Raw genomic sequence first — 15,965 nt, 5'->3', positions numbered from 1 at the left:
ACGCAAATTTATATATACTGACGTAGTGTAATAACTCAAATTTACTTCTCTTATCCAATACTTGCTTAATAGACGTAAAATTATCCCACTGTGTTACGTCTGCTGGCAATTGCTTCTTAACTAGACGTAATCTCTGTCTCTACATTACGTCAATAAAGTGCAAACCGTCCATCAAGACGTACCTGCTTTCAAGAAGCTACTTCTAACACCAAAAACTTGGATTTCCGACGTAAATACTAGACTCAGCTTACGTCTGTTTAGAAAAAACAAGAAAATAAAACAGGCCCACATAAAAGCAGGCCTAAATCAATCGGAGTGACGTGATTCGAACACGAATTACAAAACTTTGAAACCAGCATAGAAGGGAGGTTTGACGGCACCGACTTGGCCTTTGGTCAAACAACTGGTCAAACACTTTTCTATACATATGTATTAATCATTCCTGATTGCTTACTTCTGATTCACAAAGCTCTTTGGTTATGAGCATTCGTACGCTTTCAGGTATCTCTTTGCGTTCGTCCTTAATCGTCAAAGTATCATAGATTGCTTTACTTGCATCTTTAGAAAAGATAAAATCGATTACCTCTCCACCGCCACTTTTGTTAACAGATGAATCTTCCACACGTAGAGTCATTGGAATAAACCTGTTAGGCATTGCGTTACCATTATTATCAGTCTGCTGTACTAATCCCAAAGTAAACTCCAAATTAGTAACACTCAGCTTATATGTTATAGAAAGCGTTTGCATATCTTTCAATACACATACCATAGTATTTGTAAGCTCAGGAGCTCTTTTTAAGCACGGCAGTTTCTTTCGAGCCGAGTTATAAGGGTGTTCAGAATTAAAAAAGAACTGATCACATGTTAAAGTTGCATTCTTAGCATTTTTATAAAATTCTTTACCAGACAAATAAGTTGCAACACCAGTCAGATGCAGAAATCTGTTTGTTGGAAAGTATAATTCAAAATATTCCTCCCCATACACATATAAAAAAGACCGTCCTGCAAGATTCTGACTGTACACAATAGCGGCATCCAATATATCTTGACGTATTATGTTTTTCTTTTCAGCCTTAGTTAGCATTGATTCTCCGTATACATAAAGAGGAGTGTGCGGTTAAACACACTCCTCAGACTATTTTTGTTAAGAGTTTTCTGCTGGTTGTCAGCCTCGGCACCCAGTTAAGATGCCTTAAAGGTGCAGAAATAATTAAGTCCCCTGCCTGGACTACAACATTTATCCCTGTTGCCGGGCTCGATACCTGCAAATGGTATCTTATGAGATGGAATAATTACCCTGCTCCATCCGCAGCACAACTTTTTACGATGCTCTTACATCGGAAACATTTCTGTTTCTACTTTCATTATATCGACTACAAATCAAAAATCAATGCAACTATTTCACAAAAAAAGTAAAATAATTGTGATATTATTATCGCTTAAGTTTCTTTTCTCCAACTCCTACGAAGAGGGTCAATAGACCATTAACCCTCTATTCAATATTCAGTTGTCAAAAGTTAAGGTTACTGTACTGCAACTTCAATTGTTGTATAATAGAAAGTTACCTCTGCACCATTACTATAGGTTACATATATCATTGTGCCATCTTCATCAATTCCTGATACTATATCTTCTGCATCAACATTGTAAGTTGCACCATCTACATCTACTGTTTCCTCAGATATACGATATCCATTTTCATCATATGTATACACTACATGTGTTTCCCAGTCAGTACCATACTCATCCTTAGTCAACTCAGAACCTGCATCATTGTATGTATATACAACTCTATCATTTTCATCTGTACCATCAGCTGCGTACCACTGACCCTCAAGTATTCTACCATTTTCTGTTTTTGTTGGAAGCATATAATCTACTGTATACTTCTCACTAAAGTTCGTAAAGTCTTCTACTGATAAAACTTCTTTTGAAAGAATTTCTGCAACTTCTTCATCTTTAGGATCAGACCATACTGCCTTTACAACTTCGCCATTTTCATCATAGATATATGAGTATATATCCGTATAACTACCATTTACTTTCCTAGTTGAACCAGCAAGAACCTTCATCTCTTTTGTCTGAGGCTCTACTTTCTCAACTACAGTTTCCTCAACAATACTTTCCTCTGTTGATGCAGCGGCGTCCACTGCATTCTCCTCTACAGTTGCTTCTGCAACAGATGCTTCAGCTACAGGAGTTGTCTCCTGTGCAACTTCCTTGGAACCACAACCAACAAGTGCTCCAGCTACCATAACTACAGTTACCATCATTGCTACTAAATTCTTCTTCATCATCCTAATTTACTCCTTGATAAAAAATCAATACTATGACGATTTTAATTCACATATCGTGTAAATACAAGATGTTTATCTTGTATTTCTCTTCTATATTCTGTGCATCAATGTATATAAAATTATATATTAGAGGTGCAGACATGTTAGAAATAAAAAAAGAGTATTCATCCTATGTAAACAAGACATTCAGGCTTCCTGAGGAAATAATCAATCGCCTCGAAAAAGAAGCCGAAGATAATAATACGTCTTTAAACAAAGTAATCATTCAGTGCTTGGAATATGCCATTCAAGGTCTAAAAAGTGATTGATCAATTTGAGCTACCGAAATGGTGGCTTTTTTCTTGTAATAATGATCAAACAAATCATTTACTCTTTTCCCTGCTGGCTTATTGCCATAGTGTTTGAGAATTACTAGTATTGTTTTCCAAACCAGCTGGTAATTATAGCGCATCTTAAAGCAAAGCGAGACAAATGAATCTAGATCTCTATAATCTGGAACCTTTTCAATATATGACTTTAAGCTCTCTAACATTTTCTCCCTATCTTTATTCGTTAAATGTACATTATTATCAAACTCGCATTCGGAAAAATGCTTAAAAAGCCTACTGTCTTTAGCATGTGCTTTTTTATGTTTTAATTCGTTAATGATATTTCTAAAATCATCAGCTTCAAAATGAAATATTCCATCTATTATTCCCCTAAGATCACCAATATATTCATTTAGCGTATCAAAATTATTGTAAAAGAATAATAGTGCTGCATCTGAGAGGTTAGTAGTGTACTCCTCCCATAATTCAATACTTGTAGGACAATTATCAGCAATTTCCGCTTCAAAATCTTCAGGCATACACCCAATGCTTTCATTTAATGCTTCAAGCTTTTCAATAGAGTAATTCTGCAATTCCCCACTAACAGAATTACAATCGAATCCTTTTTCAGCATCGTAACCATTTTGTTTTAAGGTTGAGACTACTATGCGCGTGACTTCAAAGCTATATATATCTCTAAGTCCCTTTACAGATTTATATCTGTCAAAGAAATAGTCAATAACCTTCTTCGGAGGTTTTCGATCCCTATATAAAGAACATCTATAAATTTCTGCCAAAGAATTGTTTCTCTCTTTTGTGTCCTCGTTTTCAATAGATTTAGCATAATCAAACGATATTTTTTTGAGCGAAGTTTCATATTCTTTAGCTATCTGTTTAAATTCGTCTCTCGTTTTCGGCGGATGACTTAAGTACTTTAAAGCATTCACTGTTTTTATATACATATCGTAATTATAATGCTCTAATATACTACCAATGATCTTTTTCTTTTGCATTTCAATATCTTTCATGTCTTTTACCACTTCTTTTGAGACGGCTGTTTTTTTTTCGTTTGCTACCTTATATCGGGCATGCCAAATTCCATATACTAAAATCACAAAGCAGCTGTTTTTTCACATATAAACTAACAATAAAGGAGAATGCCATATGGATGAAAAGCAATTACTTAGCGATGTAATATGTAATCGCATAAAAGAGAATCTTGATCGGCAGCAAATGATCAGCAGTTATTATCATGAATTTTGCTATATCGAGGCTGAAAATCAATCTCTCATTAATATTTTAAAAAAATATGATATTCCAATGCAAGTAGATGTTGCAGACTTATTATCATAACTAGGAGACCAACTATGGACATAAACGAAGTAGAAAATCACACTGGCAACAAAGAAAGGAAAAATAATATATGAATAATATGATAACCCCAAATAACATACAACTTAATACAAATCAAATTACAGGTAACCCAGATGGAACAGCAATTGCATTAAATATCACTGACGGCGAAGGCTATGCTGACGGTAAGCCTACAGGTGAAGTAATTTGCAAGAAAGTAAGCGTAGTTTGTCCTGATAATCAGTATAAGTCTGTAACAGTTAAAGTTAAGGATTTGAAAATCCCCCTTACTTCTGAGCTTTTGCAGCAATCTGGCGGTCAAAAGAAAGTAAAGTTCAAGAACCTGACTGGTAAGTTTTGGCGAAATAACAATGGCGAATACATTCTTAGTGCAAGTGCAGATTCATTGGAGGTAATAGCTAATGCTTAAATGGTTAATGGAAAGAATAAAAAATATAATACTCTGCCCTGTAAATTGGTTTTGGGAACAATATAACAAGTACAAAAAGAACGAAAACTACTTAAAGATAATTGGCCTATTTTCCATATCTGTGGGCTCGTTATTATCAATTGTAGTTGCTCTAGCTTACTTGTTATCCATACCTGTAACTTACTTGATATCTCATCCCGAGTGGATATTTGTAGGATTTTTAATTTACCTGCTTTATTCTTATGGCAAATCTCAATCTATTGCAAATCAGGAGCATAATAAGCAGCAGCAAGTCATAATTGAAGAGGCAGATCAATTAGCATTAGAGGACAATGCCAGCCGTGGTTATGAGCCAATCTGTACTTTTATGTTTCAAGTTTTACGTGAAGTAGCTGAAGAAGCCAACCTGAAACTTCCTGCCCTAATTGGAGATATCGAAATGCCAGTTAACAAATACGATGTAATTAATGGCATCACCTATTATTATTTTGTCTGCTATAAAAAAACAATAGAATTGCTTGATGATAATGAAATAGAAATAATGGAGCGGCAAATTACAAGTGCTATTAGCAGGAAGCTAAAAAGCCAAGCAAATTCTTCAATGATACTTGAATCATATAAGGACGAAAATGGTACTTTTTACAATGGTGTTTGCTTAGATTCCGTCGAAGATATGGGTACATACATAAAGTTAACTGTAGTACCTATGACGCCCCAATACGCACTGTTACTTCGAAATCAAAAGCAAAGAGCCCTTATGCGTTCTGATGCAAAAAGCGATTTTAGTACTTCTTGGGATGACCAACTATGATCTACGGATATGCTACAGGAGCTGATGGGAAACCATCAGCTCCAATAAAACTAAATATTCAGGATTACTGCCATATATTGCTCACAGGCTCAACTGGAAGCGGAAAGAGCTATGCACTCTTATACCTTATTGGTTGCCTATTAAAGGATTCTCCTGAGACAGAGGTATTTATATGTGATTTTAAAAATTCTGAAGATTTCCGTTTTTTGAATGATTATCCTCTGTACTACGCAGGACAACATTGTTATGAAGGTGTAATGGAGTTTTTTCGTAGATTCAATGATGCTAGAGAAAATGGTAAATCATTCAAACGTAGAGTCTTGATTTTTGACGAGTATCCTTCATATATCTTCTATCAGTCAATGATGGATAAGGATAATAAAACAAAGCTCGTTTCAGACGTCACGAATGCTATAGCAACAACACTTATGCTTGGCCGAGGAATAAGTCATGCTGCATGGCTCGTTACTCAGAGAGCTGAATCCAGCCTCTTTGCCAATGGATCAAGAGACAATTTCCAAATAATAATAGGACTAGGTAGACTCAGCAAGGAGCAAAAAGGCATGATCTTTACGGGCGAAGAAATACCAAACGAACCAATGAAACGTGGTGAGGGCCATCTTTTATCAGATGGACACAAGCTAAGGAAAGTAAAATTTCCGCTAATATCAGACATAAATGACTGGAAATGGCATATATATGACATTTTAATGAGAAATTTGGAACACAATAGAGATTCGAGTCAGAGCACGCCTCTGGCGTAAGCTATGACTCGACCCTAGGCGGCGGTAGTATTACCCCCGCCTAGGGAATCTGTTACATCAGCGCAGCACCCTGTAATTAAATCCGTAACAGAAATGACGTCTGTTACAAAGGAGGAATCAAGTGAATGATACAATAAGTCGCTCATGGTTTGCAGTTTTAAATAACCCTAAGGAACATGGTTATTCAGGCACTCCAGAAGAAATAATTGAGCAATTAAAATTTGAATGGATAAATGATAATTCACTTCGTAAAGGATGGTGGGGATACTGTATATCTTCAGAAGGTTTACATCACGTTCATATGATTCTGGAAGATTCTGGTTCTTGCAGATTTTCAAAGGTGAAACGTGCGTATCCTAAGGCCCACTTGGAGGCAACTAAAGGCAATAAAAAACAGGTGCTGGCTTACATTAATAAGCAACCTCCCTTTGATGAAAAAGGCGAAAAAGTAATAGCCTTTACTTCTTTTGGAAACATTGAAGGGCATAAAAAGTACTCTGCATCTAATACTAATGAATTGCTTTCATCTATCGAACTTCTTATAGATGAAGGGTATACACCAGCTCAAATAATGCGAGAAGACATACGATTTCGCCGTGAAGAAAGCCTTATAAGAAAATGCTATTTTGATAAAAGATATAAAGAGACACCACCCATAAGGAATGTTGACGTCATATGGCATTGTGGAGAAAGTGGTAGTGGAAAATCATTTTCATACGTCAAATTATGTGAAGAGGTCGGTGATGAAAACATTTTCTTTTTCTCAGATTACGCCAATCATGGCATTGGTGGATTCGATTCGTATTGTGGAGAAAAATATCTGTTCATAGATGAATTAAAACAACATTCTTTACCGTTTGAGCTTCTTTTAACTATTACTCAAGGTTATCGAGCACAATTGCATTGCAGGTATGCTAATAGCTACGCATTATGGACAGAAATCCATATCACAAGTATATATTCTCCTGAAGAAATATATTGTGGGATGGTGGATAAAGATAATCAAGAAAAAGATCCAATATCCCAGCTTTTAAGGAGAATCAATAAATACATATATCATTACAAAAATGGTGATGAATATAAAACCTACGAATTACCTAGTGAGCAATATAAAGGATATGAAGAATTAAAGAAGCTTGCTCGTGGAAATGAATGGTCAGATATTAATTACAACGATATTCCATTTGAATAATTCTTAATGACAGCAGAAAGGAGGTGCTGAACATATGAAAACTAAATATGATATTGTCAGCACTTCCTTTAATCTTCAATTGCCAATAAATGCAAATCATCAACACAATTGCTCTAATGATATATTCCAACAGATCACAAATCTGACATCAAAAAAGCTTCGATTGGAAACAGATTCCGACTATGCTAATATAATCTCAGTCGGTGCTGTTATCGAAGATTTGGATAAACAAATATTACAACTCAAAATCCAAGCCATTGAAAAAGAACTTGGTAAAAAGATAACCACTGTCACTAAGCCTAATAAAACTTTATATTTAGTGTCTATTACAGTAGATGGCAAAAGAAAGCAAATCTCTGCTAAGTCTGTCGAAGAACTGTACAAAAAAGTATTAGGAAGAATGCTTCCATCATCCAAGGAATGCACAAGCACTATAACAGTTCAGGAAGTGTTTAATATCTTTTCAGCGCATAATCATGCCCCTATAGTTGATAACGAAGGCTCAATTACTTATCCAACAAGTACTGCAAGACGCAAAGACCAGTACTGGAATAAATACTGGGCAATGGATGTTATTTCTACATTTCCAGTTCAAACAGTTATCACAGGTGATATTATTGATGCATTCAAAAGATTAACAGCCAGCAGGAAGTATACTGCCAGACAGATTGATCAGGCAAAAAGTATCCTGAAACAGACTTTTGATTATGCCATATGGCAAAAGCTTATTACTGTCAATCCAGTAGTTGCTCTTCCTAACAACATGTGCCCTAAAAAAGCTAAAAGTATAGATAAAAAGAAGGCAACTTCGAGGGAATGGCGCATGCAACTTGAAAAGCATCTGAAAGCACTACCTAATCAGACTGTATATTCTCTTGCTATCAGATTTTGGCTGACTTCCATGCAAAGAGTCGGCGAATGGCTTGCTATTACTTGGGAAGATGTAGATTTTCAGAATGAGACACTTACTATAAAGCACTCATTATCAAAAAGAGAAGTAGATGGAAAACTCATTGTAGTAGATGATGAGCATCTTAAGGCTGATGAAGTGGCAAGAGAAATACCATTAACAGATAAGGCAATAGGAATACTCAAAGAGCTTTATCTTATCAATGGTCAAAAGAAATATGTTTTTAACAGTAAAGGTAATCTTCCGATAGCCACAAACCGCGTTAATGAACACATCAGAGATTATTGCAAAGATGCTGGCATAGAACCCATGTCAACTCACGCACAGAGACGCGGAGCAATACAAGAAGCATATTCTAAACAAATGGTTGAAGATCAGATAAGAGTTACGGCTGGTCACTCTGATAGTACAATGACACGGTACTACAACAGACAGAACAATAATACCTTGTCCAAGCAAAATCTTGAAGAATTACTTGGATAATCTGATCAAGTCAAACATTTGGTCAAACATTTTCTAAAAAAGGGCAAAGAAAAAGCCGCTAAACAAGCGGCTTTCAGACAATCGGAGTGACGTGATTCGAACACGCGGCCCCTACCTCCCTAAGATAGTGCTCTACCAACTGAGCCACACCCCGACGACGTTCTCCATTATATAACGCAGGCGTTATAAAATCAATAAGTATTACTGGCCGAGGCAGAAAATCTCCTACTAAAATAAAAAAGAGGCGTAAAGTTTTGAATTTGGACGCCTTCAAAAATCCCATTTTTGATAAGTCCAAAGCAAAACTTTACGCCCCTGTATATTCTTAGTGCAGATCCCAGAACATGTACACGATCATGGAGCAACCAAGCGTCATGGCCATAGCGAAGTTTGTGATATATTTTACCCAGCGGGTGAACATGCCATCAAAGCCTTCGTTAACTACTACAAATCCAAGTGATGTAAATACCAGCGAAGCAGTCATGTACCTAAAATCACTGCTGCAGGTATATGGGTACTTGAACACATACAAGCTAAAGCTAACAAGCATAAAGATATATGTAAAAAGTAAAAATGTCGTCTTAAGTCTCATGCTCTGATTCTGCTTGAGCTTAATAAAATAGCTGACAATAAAGACTACAGTTGTAACTGTTGCAAGCAGAATTGATGCAACATAGGCTATCTGAGCAAATGAAAGAAGATAGTCATTTATTTCAGTTGGAAATGCTTCAGCAAAAAGACCTGTCTGGAAAAGGATTACCCACGTGTTATGAATAGCCTTGGCACTTAAAGGGTGGAATGGGAATTCCACGTGGAGATCCCATATAGATGGGATTCCGATAATTGACCAAACTGAGTAATCACCTGTAAACATCACAGACTCATTAGGAATAAGAGCTGGTGATGGGATTCCAGGCTTCTCACCAAAAAGCAGAATATTTCTAACAATATAAGCAAGTCCAATAGGGATTGCGATTACTGCAAATATCACATACTGAATGAGACAATCTCTAAGCTCTATAAGGTTTCCATCCTTGATGCAGTAGATAAGGTAGCACAGGAAAACAAGCGCTATTGAAAAAGCACAGATAGCTGTATTAAGCTTACTGAGCATTCCAAAGCCAAGAGAAAGTGCGATCAATATAATGTTTAAGTAGCTCTTTTTCCTGATCCATGCAAGAGTTCTCCAGATAGTTGTAAGGAGAAGCAAAAGAGCCAGGATATCATTGTTGACTGATCCAGCAAGTACCATCATTCTAGGATGGAAAGCAAAGAGCATAAGTCCATATAAAAGATACTTTTCTTTGACGCCGCTTTCTTCAAGGATATGGAGCATAACGACCATGCAAAGAGCTGAATAGATAAGTGTTGGAACCTGAAGATTTTCAAAAGCAAGTGCTTCAGGAACTCCGATAACTCTCTGAATAGTAAGCCACACAGCTTCTATAATGTGGTGAAGCGGTGGATGATAGTATCCAAAGTGCTCGTATGGATCCATGTCTGGCAAATGGAAGAACTTGTAAATGTACTCGATATAACCAATATGCCCATTATTGATGTCAGGAGTTCCAAATCCGGTAAATACTCCTCCGTCATTCTGAAGGGTCCATATATTCATAAAAAGAACATAGAACATCCTTACAAGTGTACCAAAGGACACGATCCAAACAATCTTCTTTTCAGTAGTAAGGATTCCTGCAAGGTACTCTCTATAACAAAGTCCAACTGACCCGAGTGCAAGGGCAAAAAACAAAACTATCTGAAGCTGTCTGTCCGCTCCTACCTCTACTGATGTGTAGGGATTTCCCTGTAATATAGCAGTTATGATAGCCATTATGAAAATGGCAATAACTGACTTGATATATACGCTTTTGTTTAAACTATTTTCCATGATCATTCCTTTATTTCTTCTAAGATCTTATCAGCATTTTCTGCTGTAACTTTTATATAACGGCAGGCGATATAGTGATCATTACTTTCACCAGACACAAACTTCTTAGCCGCCTCAGCTGTAGATATAGCCTGCTGAGCATAATCATTAAAGACTGTTCCTGCAAGTCCACCATCAATGATTCTCTGCAATGCTTCCTCGAGGCCATCTACGCCAACAATAAAAATGTCCTTGCCAGCCTTTTTGTCAGAGTTCCCCAGTGCATCCATTACTCCAAGGGCCATAGCATCATTATTACAAAAAACAACTTCCAGATGACTTCCTTCTGCAAGAGCTTTTCCCATTATCTGATTAGCTGTATCTCTATGAAAATAGCCAATCTCATCACTGACACATTCCATTTTGAATCCTGCATCTGAGAGCATCTCAACTGAATACTTCGTGCGGAACTGTGAATCTATGTTTTCCGGATCGCCCTCAATCATCATATACTGGATCACACCGTCGCCATTTGTATCAACTATGCTCATCCCAAGGTCAGAAATGATCTCACCCTGATACATTCCAGACTGTCTGGCATCACATCCGATATAGGTCACATTCCATTCATTCTCTTCCCATCTGGCTTCATCTGTTGCAGCTGGTTCACGGTTGATATAGATCAGTGGCACATCAGCCTCAACAGCTATATCAGTAATAGCCTCTGCTGATGCACTGCTGACAGGATTAACTATCAGCACATCTACCCCTTCATCTATCATCCTTCGAACCTGGGATATCTGAAGATCAGGATCATTGAAGCCATCAAAAAACATTATGTTATCCTTTGAAAAGCCTGAATCCACCAGCGCCTTTCCAAGTTCCTCACGATAAAGACTCATGAATGTATCCGAAAACTGATATATGCATACGCCAACTTTTTTTTCAGCTAAATTTACGCTCTCTTCTGTGGCTGATCTTTCAACCCCATTCTGATCGTATCCTTTATCACAACCAGCTAGTACCGTGGCCGACAAAACAAATACGGCCAGTAAACTAACCAATGATCTTTTCATAATTTTCCTCCCACAATTGAACACCGGAAATATTATATCATAAATCGTCAACAGATCATTGAATTTGAAATTGACCGCAAAAAAAGTAGGGCTCATTCAAGCCCTACAGATCCATCAGAATATGTGATCACCCAGTACCCTTTTCCGGTACCGCAATCCTCATGATATGTTTTATCCACTATTACCTTTTCTTCCGACTCAGGTTCTAAAGTTCTCTCCTCTGCCCTAGCGTCAGGTACCATATCTTCTACTTTAGAGCTTGCAACAGGAGCAGCTTCGCTTACACTCTCCTCTGCATTTACACTGTTTTCAGCAGTCTGCGCCGTGGCATCACTTGCTGCTACGCCTTGGTCATAGCTCTTTTCCTCAACCATGCCGCCAAGCGCACGCCTATAGCCTGGGTTATTTGCGTACAGCACCAGATTAAAGATGAAGATACCAAGCGCCGTACCCACAATGATCATGGCTATTTTTGTGAATTTCCTCATGAAAACTTCCCCTTAATAAAATACTGTGATACTTGCCTGCTTTTCAATTGGCTTTGCAGGATATGTATCGTAGGTCTGCTTGTAATAGCCGCTTCCCTTGGCATCCTGCATCTCAGTATCAAAGATATACCATTTATCACCAAGTTTAACTTCTGTCCATGCGTGCGGAGTCTTGCCACCAAGTGCTGACTGAACAGTTCCAGTGCAGACTCTGGCTTCAAAGCCAAGCCCTTTTGCCACATAGGCGAAGGTTGCTGCATAGCCGTAGCAATTTGCTTTTCCTGTCAAAAGAGCTTCTTTCGCATAGCTCTCTGTCCACAAACCTACAGGCACATCAAGCTTTCTCTCGTAAACAAGTGCATTTACTACGTAGTTAAAGCTCTTTTCAAGCTGCTGGACCTGAGTCATGCCGCTGTCACAGCTTACTTCAAGTATTGAAGCCACCAGCTTCTTGATGTCTGTATCTGGCTCATATAGTGTTCCGTCTGCCGTACGCCACTTAACGCCATATTCCGTGTGGATAAAATGATCTCCCGGAACTTCCCATTCCATGAGGTTGTTTGCTGCCTGTGCTTCTACGACGGCTCTGATTTCATTTTTTAAGTCCTCAGCTACGCCATTTAGAGCATAATCTCCTATTGATGTAACTGTCTCTGGGATATAAGCGCTCTTAAGAGCTGCCGGAAAACAAATAAGCTCTGTCATGTTCTTGTTATAGAGGCAATTACTATAGGAAGAATAGAAGTTATTTTTTTCACTGACTGTTATAGACTGAAGATGTCCAAGTCCCCTGAAAGCGCTTGATGATATTTCCGTAACGTCGCTTCCAATGTGGATCTGTGTTATCTTGGTATTTCCTCTGAATGTAGTAGCATCGATCGTAGTAGTTCCGCTTGCACACGCATCTACAGGAAATGCAGCTATAGTCAGTAAAAAGACAATTATTAAAGCTAATAGTTTTTTTCTCATATCGTTAATCTCTTGTTACCGGTCTCTGTGAAGCCACTTCAAAGAGCTTTCTAACCTTTGCATAGGATACAGCATCTTTTTCACTTCCGCCTTCGTTTGGATGCTTGCCATAACCAGCTGTAGCTGTGATAGCATCAGCATAACCTTCCTTGCCATCAACGATTACCTGACACCACTGATCATTCCATGTATTTGCATTCTTGTGAACCCATGTGATCCCGAGATAATCAAGAACAAGTCCCAGTGCTCTTGTTGCGCCTGCACAAGAATACTCACCGCCTACAAATACGCCATATGCTGTCCTATAGATCTTACCTTCTGTAGTATATGTTCCAAGATCGCAGTATGCTTTGATAACACCAGCAGCATAAGCTACCTTCTCAACATCTTTTATCTTATTCTTACTTGATTTGGAATTAGACTTTGAGTCTGATTTTGAGCTTGATTTAGAACTCTTAGCAGAGTCCTGAGCTTCTATCGCTGCATTTATTCCATCAGCGATCTGCTTGGCATAGCTTCTTGCTATAACTTCCTGTTCATAAGTCATTCCACCATTTCCGTGCTTAGCCTTAGGAATAACCACCACAGACTGATCGCCTGTAGGAACTACATACTCTGTACTGTCACCAATAAGTCTGTTGGCAACTCTCTTTTCTTTTTTACCAAAAACAGCATAATGTTCGATCAACTTGTTACCATCTGCTCCATAGGCATCACGAAGATCCTGATAATTGAGGTAATAAAAAAGCGGATTATACTCAGCACTATAATCTACGCCATTATATTTTCTTGTGGCCTTGGAAAGAGCTGTGTAAGGATCATCAGCAGCATGTACTGTCACAGCTTTGAAATCACAGATTGTAAGTAAACTTACGAACAATACTGATAAGATCACACATAATACTTTCTTTAACATAGCTTTCATAACATCTATCTCCATCCCGCATTTAAAAATGCGCATAATGTACCTACATACACCTACTAAACATATCGGCATTAATCCGCAATATTTAACCTTTTTTGATATTTTTATGCAAAAAAATCCCATATCCATGGGATATGGGATGATTTCTTAGTGTTTTTTTGTTTTCTTATCTATTCTGAATGTAAGGCACATGATAGCTAAACTTAAGAATATTACGAATACTGCTTTCATGTTATTGATACTCTTATCAGATGTATCGCCTTTTCTAGCTCCGAGAACTACTGGAATCGTAACCTTTTTGCCATCATTACCGTAGCTGATCTGCTTGTTGATGACAATTGTCTGGCCATTATCATCTACAACTGAAGATGTATAATTTCCAGTACTATTAACCTTACTCTTAGCAGTTTCCTTAGCTTCAACCTCTTCCTTTTGAACTGTTCCAGTACTGATGGTAGCATTTGGATCAACCAAGACCAGCTTACCTTTCTTGTATGATATTCTGTACTTGGAAGTAACATCATTGCCATCTTCATCAAGAATAGTGCAGGATGTGATCTCGTTTGAAGATTCACCGGCACCTGTCTGGCTTCCGTTAAACACTATGTTAGTAATCTTGTGTCCTGGCTGAAGTGATCCGGAAACAATCTCATAAGTATCATTTGTAAGTGTTGTACCATTGTCATTCTGTACTGTAGATCCAGCTTCAATAGTGATGCTCCTCTTAGGGCTTGCAGTAACAATACTGTTACCAGCATCTACCTTAGTCACGATCTCTGTACCAAGCGCAACCTTTTCGCCATTGTCATCTATCTTAAAAACGCTTATCTGACTGGCATCAATTGGCTTGCCATTGTAAACAAATGGAATAGATACATTGAAATCATCAAGGGTTGTTGCCTTAACAACTGCGTAAGCTGCATCAATGTTAACCCAGTACTCTTTGCCACCATAAGCAAATGTAGTACCTTCGCCGTTACTGCCGGCACTGACCGTCATCTTATAATTTCCAAATTTATCATAAACATTTTTAAAAAATGACTTTGGGTTGTTCTTGTCAATTACATTAATAGTGAATCCGCCACCAATGATATGCTCTTCACCATCACATTCAAATTCATAGTCTGCTGGATCTCCAGGAAGTGTCTGGAATTCAAATACCAGATCAGGCTCCAGCTCTACCACCGGATCTGTTGTTATACCCTGATTGGTTGAAGGATCATAGCCCTCAGGGCCATGATAAACAGAGTTAACTCTACTTCTAACAACACCATCAACTTGAATTCCATAGCCTGCGTATTTAATAACATACCACTGTATATACTGAGTCTTGGGATCAAACTCTGGATATACGCTCTCAATTTCAGCTAATGAAGGAACTTTGTAAAGTGCATCATAAACAGCATTCCTAACTGTAATATCTACCTCTTCCATAGTTGACTCGTCATCACTGCCATAGATAAAAGAATCGTAGTTAATATTATTTTTTGATGCGCCGGATATATATATTCCATCTGCGAAGCCACTATAATCCAGCGAATAAAAATCCTGTGGAATAGAGGAATCCTTCTTCAGATAAAAGAAGACATCATACCCCCTCTTATCAGGGCTAGAAGGTTTGCAACCTTTATTAGGGACTTTACCCTCGTCACCATTTGTACCAGGTTCTTTTTCATTATCTTTAACATTATCGTCTGGATTCTGATCTTTGACTATTTCAGTAGATCCTAGATTTGACGCATCATCTTTTTTGGTATTCTCTGTAGATCCTGAATTTGACGCATCATCTTTTTTGGTATTCTCTGTAGATCCTGAATTTGACGCATCATCATTTTTGACAGTTTCTGTAGAACCTATATTTGATGCATCATCAGGTCGTGAACTTGCTGCAGTTGAAGCAAGAACTGCCTCATCATCTTCAGCAAATACGAATAAACTCGCACTTTCGTTCCCCAAAACAAAAAGTGCCAGCATAGCTGCAACTATAAGCTTAAGCGCTGTGCCCCTAATCCTTTTCATTACTCTCTCCCAATCCAAGTATAAATACTGTTAATATAATACCAAATAAGGGGCTAAACTTTCAATCAAA

16 protein-coding genes and 1 tRNA gene are annotated in these 15,965 nt (G+C 37.8%); 7 read left to right on the top strand and 10 right to left on the bottom strand.

Translation table 11 applies throughout. From position 1 onward, the window contains the following. Positions 1-436: 436 nt before the first annotated feature. Positions 437-1,084, bottom strand: a complete 648-nt coding sequence (locus tag bhn_RS15675) for a PBECR4 domain-containing protein (RefSeq protein WP_071175539.1) — start codon at positions 1,082-1,084, stop codon at positions 437-439. 439 nt (positions 1,085-1,523) lie between these two features. After that, the gene (locus bhn_RS04350; protein ID WP_071175538.1) at positions 1,524-2,297 is read right to left on the bottom strand and encodes a hypothetical protein; all 774 of its coding nucleotides are present in this window, start codon (positions 2,295-2,297) and stop codon (positions 1,524-1,526) included. A gap of 32 nt (positions 2,298-2,329) precedes the next feature. Here bhn_RS04350 and bhn_RS16095 point away from each other — a divergent pair, with 32 nt between their 5' ends. Continuing rightward, positions 2,330-2,605 carry an Arc family DNA-binding protein gene (locus bhn_RS16095; RefSeq protein WP_334293125.1) on the top strand — a complete coding sequence of 92 codons (276 nt, stop codon included), beginning with the start codon at positions 2,330-2,332 and terminating at the stop codon, positions 2,603-2,605. Here the strand turns inward: bhn_RS16095 and bhn_RS04345 are convergent. Beyond that, positions 2,584-3,633: a hypothetical protein gene (locus bhn_RS04345; protein WP_148661914.1), complete on the bottom strand. Its 1,050-nt coding sequence runs from the start codon at positions 3,631-3,633 to the stop codon at positions 2,584-2,586. The two genes, bhn_RS16095 and bhn_RS04345, sit on opposite strands and share 22 nt — an antisense overlap. A gap of 136 nt (positions 3,634-3,769) precedes the next feature. Between bhn_RS04345 and bhn_RS04340 the strand changes: the two genes are divergently transcribed. The 6 genes from bhn_RS04340 to bhn_RS04315 all read left to right on the top strand — a co-directional run bounded on the left by bhn_RS04340 (position 3,770) and on the right by bhn_RS04315 (position 8,548). After that, positions 3,770-3,958: a hypothetical protein gene (locus bhn_RS04340; protein WP_071175536.1), complete on the top strand. Its 189-nt coding sequence runs from the start codon at positions 3,770-3,772 to the stop codon at positions 3,956-3,958. 70 nt (positions 3,959-4,028) lie between these two features. After that, a complete protein-coding gene (locus tag bhn_RS04335) occupies positions 4,029-4,388 on the top strand; it encodes a hypothetical protein (protein WP_071175535.1) in 360 nt (119 codons plus the stop codon). Next, positions 4,381-5,199 (top strand): hypothetical protein, encoded by an 819-nt coding sequence (locus bhn_RS04330; RefSeq protein WP_071175534.1) that lies wholly within the window; start codon positions 4,381-4,383, stop codon positions 5,197-5,199. The genes bhn_RS04335 and bhn_RS04330 overlap by 8 nt, the downstream gene beginning before the upstream one ends. Then, a complete protein-coding gene (locus bhn_RS04325; RefSeq protein ID WP_071175533.1) occupies positions 5,196-5,963 on the top strand; it encodes an ATP-binding protein in 768 nt (255 codons plus the stop codon). The genes bhn_RS04330 and bhn_RS04325 overlap by 4 nt, the downstream gene beginning before the upstream one ends. Positions 5,964-6,084: 121 nt before the next feature. Beyond that, positions 6,085-7,155, top strand: coding sequence for a hypothetical protein (locus bhn_RS04320; protein ID WP_071175532.1), 1,071 nt, complete (start codon positions 6,085-6,087; stop codon positions 7,153-7,155). Between the two features lie 34 nt (positions 7,156-7,189). Further along, positions 7,190-8,548: a tyrosine-type recombinase/integrase gene (locus bhn_RS04315; protein WP_071175531.1), complete on the top strand. Its 1,359-nt coding sequence runs from the start codon at positions 7,190-7,192 to the stop codon at positions 8,546-8,548. 81 nt (positions 8,549-8,629) lie between these two features. On the opposite strand, the gene bhn_RS04310 is transcribed toward bhn_RS04315, so the two are convergent. The 7 genes from bhn_RS04310 to bhn_RS04280 form a co-directional block, all read right to left on the bottom strand. Next, positions 8,630-8,702: transfer RNA gene (locus bhn_RS04310), tRNA-Pro, on the bottom strand. Between the two features lie 171 nt (positions 8,703-8,873). Further along, complete coding sequence (locus bhn_RS04305; protein ID WP_161487294.1) at positions 8,874-10,439, bottom strand: glycosyltransferase family 39 protein; 1,566 nt, start codon at positions 10,437-10,439, stop codon at positions 8,874-8,876. Between the two features lie 2 nt (positions 10,440-10,441). Then, a complete protein-coding gene (locus tag bhn_RS04300; protein WP_071175529.1) occupies positions 10,442-11,494 on the bottom strand; it encodes a substrate-binding domain-containing protein in 1,053 nt (350 codons plus the stop codon). Positions 11,495-11,586: 92 nt separating this feature from the next. Beyond that, a complete protein-coding gene (locus tag bhn_RS04295; RefSeq protein ID WP_071175528.1) occupies positions 11,587-11,982 on the bottom strand; it encodes a hypothetical protein in 396 nt (131 codons plus the stop codon). Between the two features lie 12 nt (positions 11,983-11,994). After that, positions 11,995-12,951 carry a transglutaminase domain-containing protein gene (locus tag bhn_RS04290; RefSeq protein ID WP_071175527.1) on the bottom strand — a complete coding sequence of 319 codons (957 nt, stop codon included), beginning with the start codon at positions 12,949-12,951 and terminating at the stop codon, positions 11,995-11,997. A gap of 4 nt (positions 12,952-12,955) precedes the next feature. After that, positions 12,956-13,876, bottom strand: a complete 921-nt coding sequence (locus bhn_RS04285; protein WP_071175526.1) for a hypothetical protein — start codon at positions 13,874-13,876, stop codon at positions 12,956-12,958. Positions 13,877-14,023: 147 nt separating this feature from the next. Further along, entirely contained in the window at positions 14,024-15,895 is a 1,872-nt protein-coding gene (locus tag bhn_RS04280; protein WP_071175525.1) for a hypothetical protein, read from the bottom strand. Between the last annotated feature and the right edge of the window lie 70 nt (positions 15,896-15,965).

This window comes from Butyrivibrio hungatei, assembly GCF_001858005.1.
GTDB classification, from domain to species: domain Bacteria; phylum Bacillota; class Clostridia; order Lachnospirales; family Lachnospiraceae; genus Butyrivibrio; species Butyrivibrio hungatei.
This window is presented reverse-complemented; position numbering and strand designations above follow the sequence as displayed.

Coding starts and splice junctions, on each gene's coding strand:
- bhn_RS15675 (WP_071175539.1), bottom strand. CDS start 1,084: ATGCTAACTAAGGCTGAAAAGAAAAACATAATACGTCAAGATATATTG.
- bhn_RS04305 (WP_161487294.1), bottom strand. CDS start 10,439: ATGGAAAATAGTTTAAACAAAAGCGTATATATCAAGTCAGTTATTGCC.
- bhn_RS04330 (WP_071175534.1), top strand. CDS start 4,381: ATGCTTAAATGGTTAATGGAAAGAATAAAAAATATAATACTCTGCCCT.
- bhn_RS04280 (WP_071175525.1), bottom strand. CDS start 15,895: ATGAAAAGGATTAGGGGCACAGCGCTTAAGCTTATAGTTGCAGCTATG.
- bhn_RS04290 (WP_071175527.1), bottom strand. CDS start 12,951: ATGAGAAAAAAACTATTAGCTTTAATAATTGTCTTTTTACTGACTATA.
- bhn_RS04285 (WP_071175526.1), bottom strand. CDS start 13,876: ATGAAAGCTATGTTAAAGAAAGTATTATGTGTGATCTTATCAGTATTG.
- bhn_RS04325 (WP_071175533.1), top strand. CDS start 5,196: ATGATCTACGGATATGCTACAGGAGCTGATGGGAAACCATCAGCTCCA.
- bhn_RS04345 (WP_148661914.1), bottom strand. CDS start 3,633: ATGAAAGATATTGAAATGCAAAAGAAAAAGATCATTGGTAGTATATTA.
- bhn_RS04300 (WP_071175529.1), bottom strand. CDS start 11,494: ATGAAAAGATCATTGGTTAGTTTACTGGCCGTATTTGTTTTGTCGGCC.
- bhn_RS04315 (WP_071175531.1), top strand. CDS start 7,190: ATGAAAACTAAATATGATATTGTCAGCACTTCCTTTAATCTTCAATTG.
- bhn_RS04335 (WP_071175535.1), top strand. CDS start 4,029: ATGAATAATATGATAACCCCAAATAACATACAACTTAATACAAATCAA.
- bhn_RS16095 (WP_334293125.1), top strand. CDS start 2,330: ATGACGATTTTAATTCACATATCGTGTAAATACAAGATGTTTATCTTG.
- bhn_RS04340 (WP_071175536.1), top strand. CDS start 3,770: ATGGATGAAAAGCAATTACTTAGCGATGTAATATGTAATCGCATAAAA.
- bhn_RS04295 (WP_071175528.1), bottom strand. CDS start 11,982: ATGAGGAAATTCACAAAAATAGCCATGATCATTGTGGGTACGGCGCTT.
- bhn_RS04350 (WP_071175538.1), bottom strand. CDS start 2,297: ATGATGAAGAAGAATTTAGTAGCAATGATGGTAACTGTAGTTATGGTA.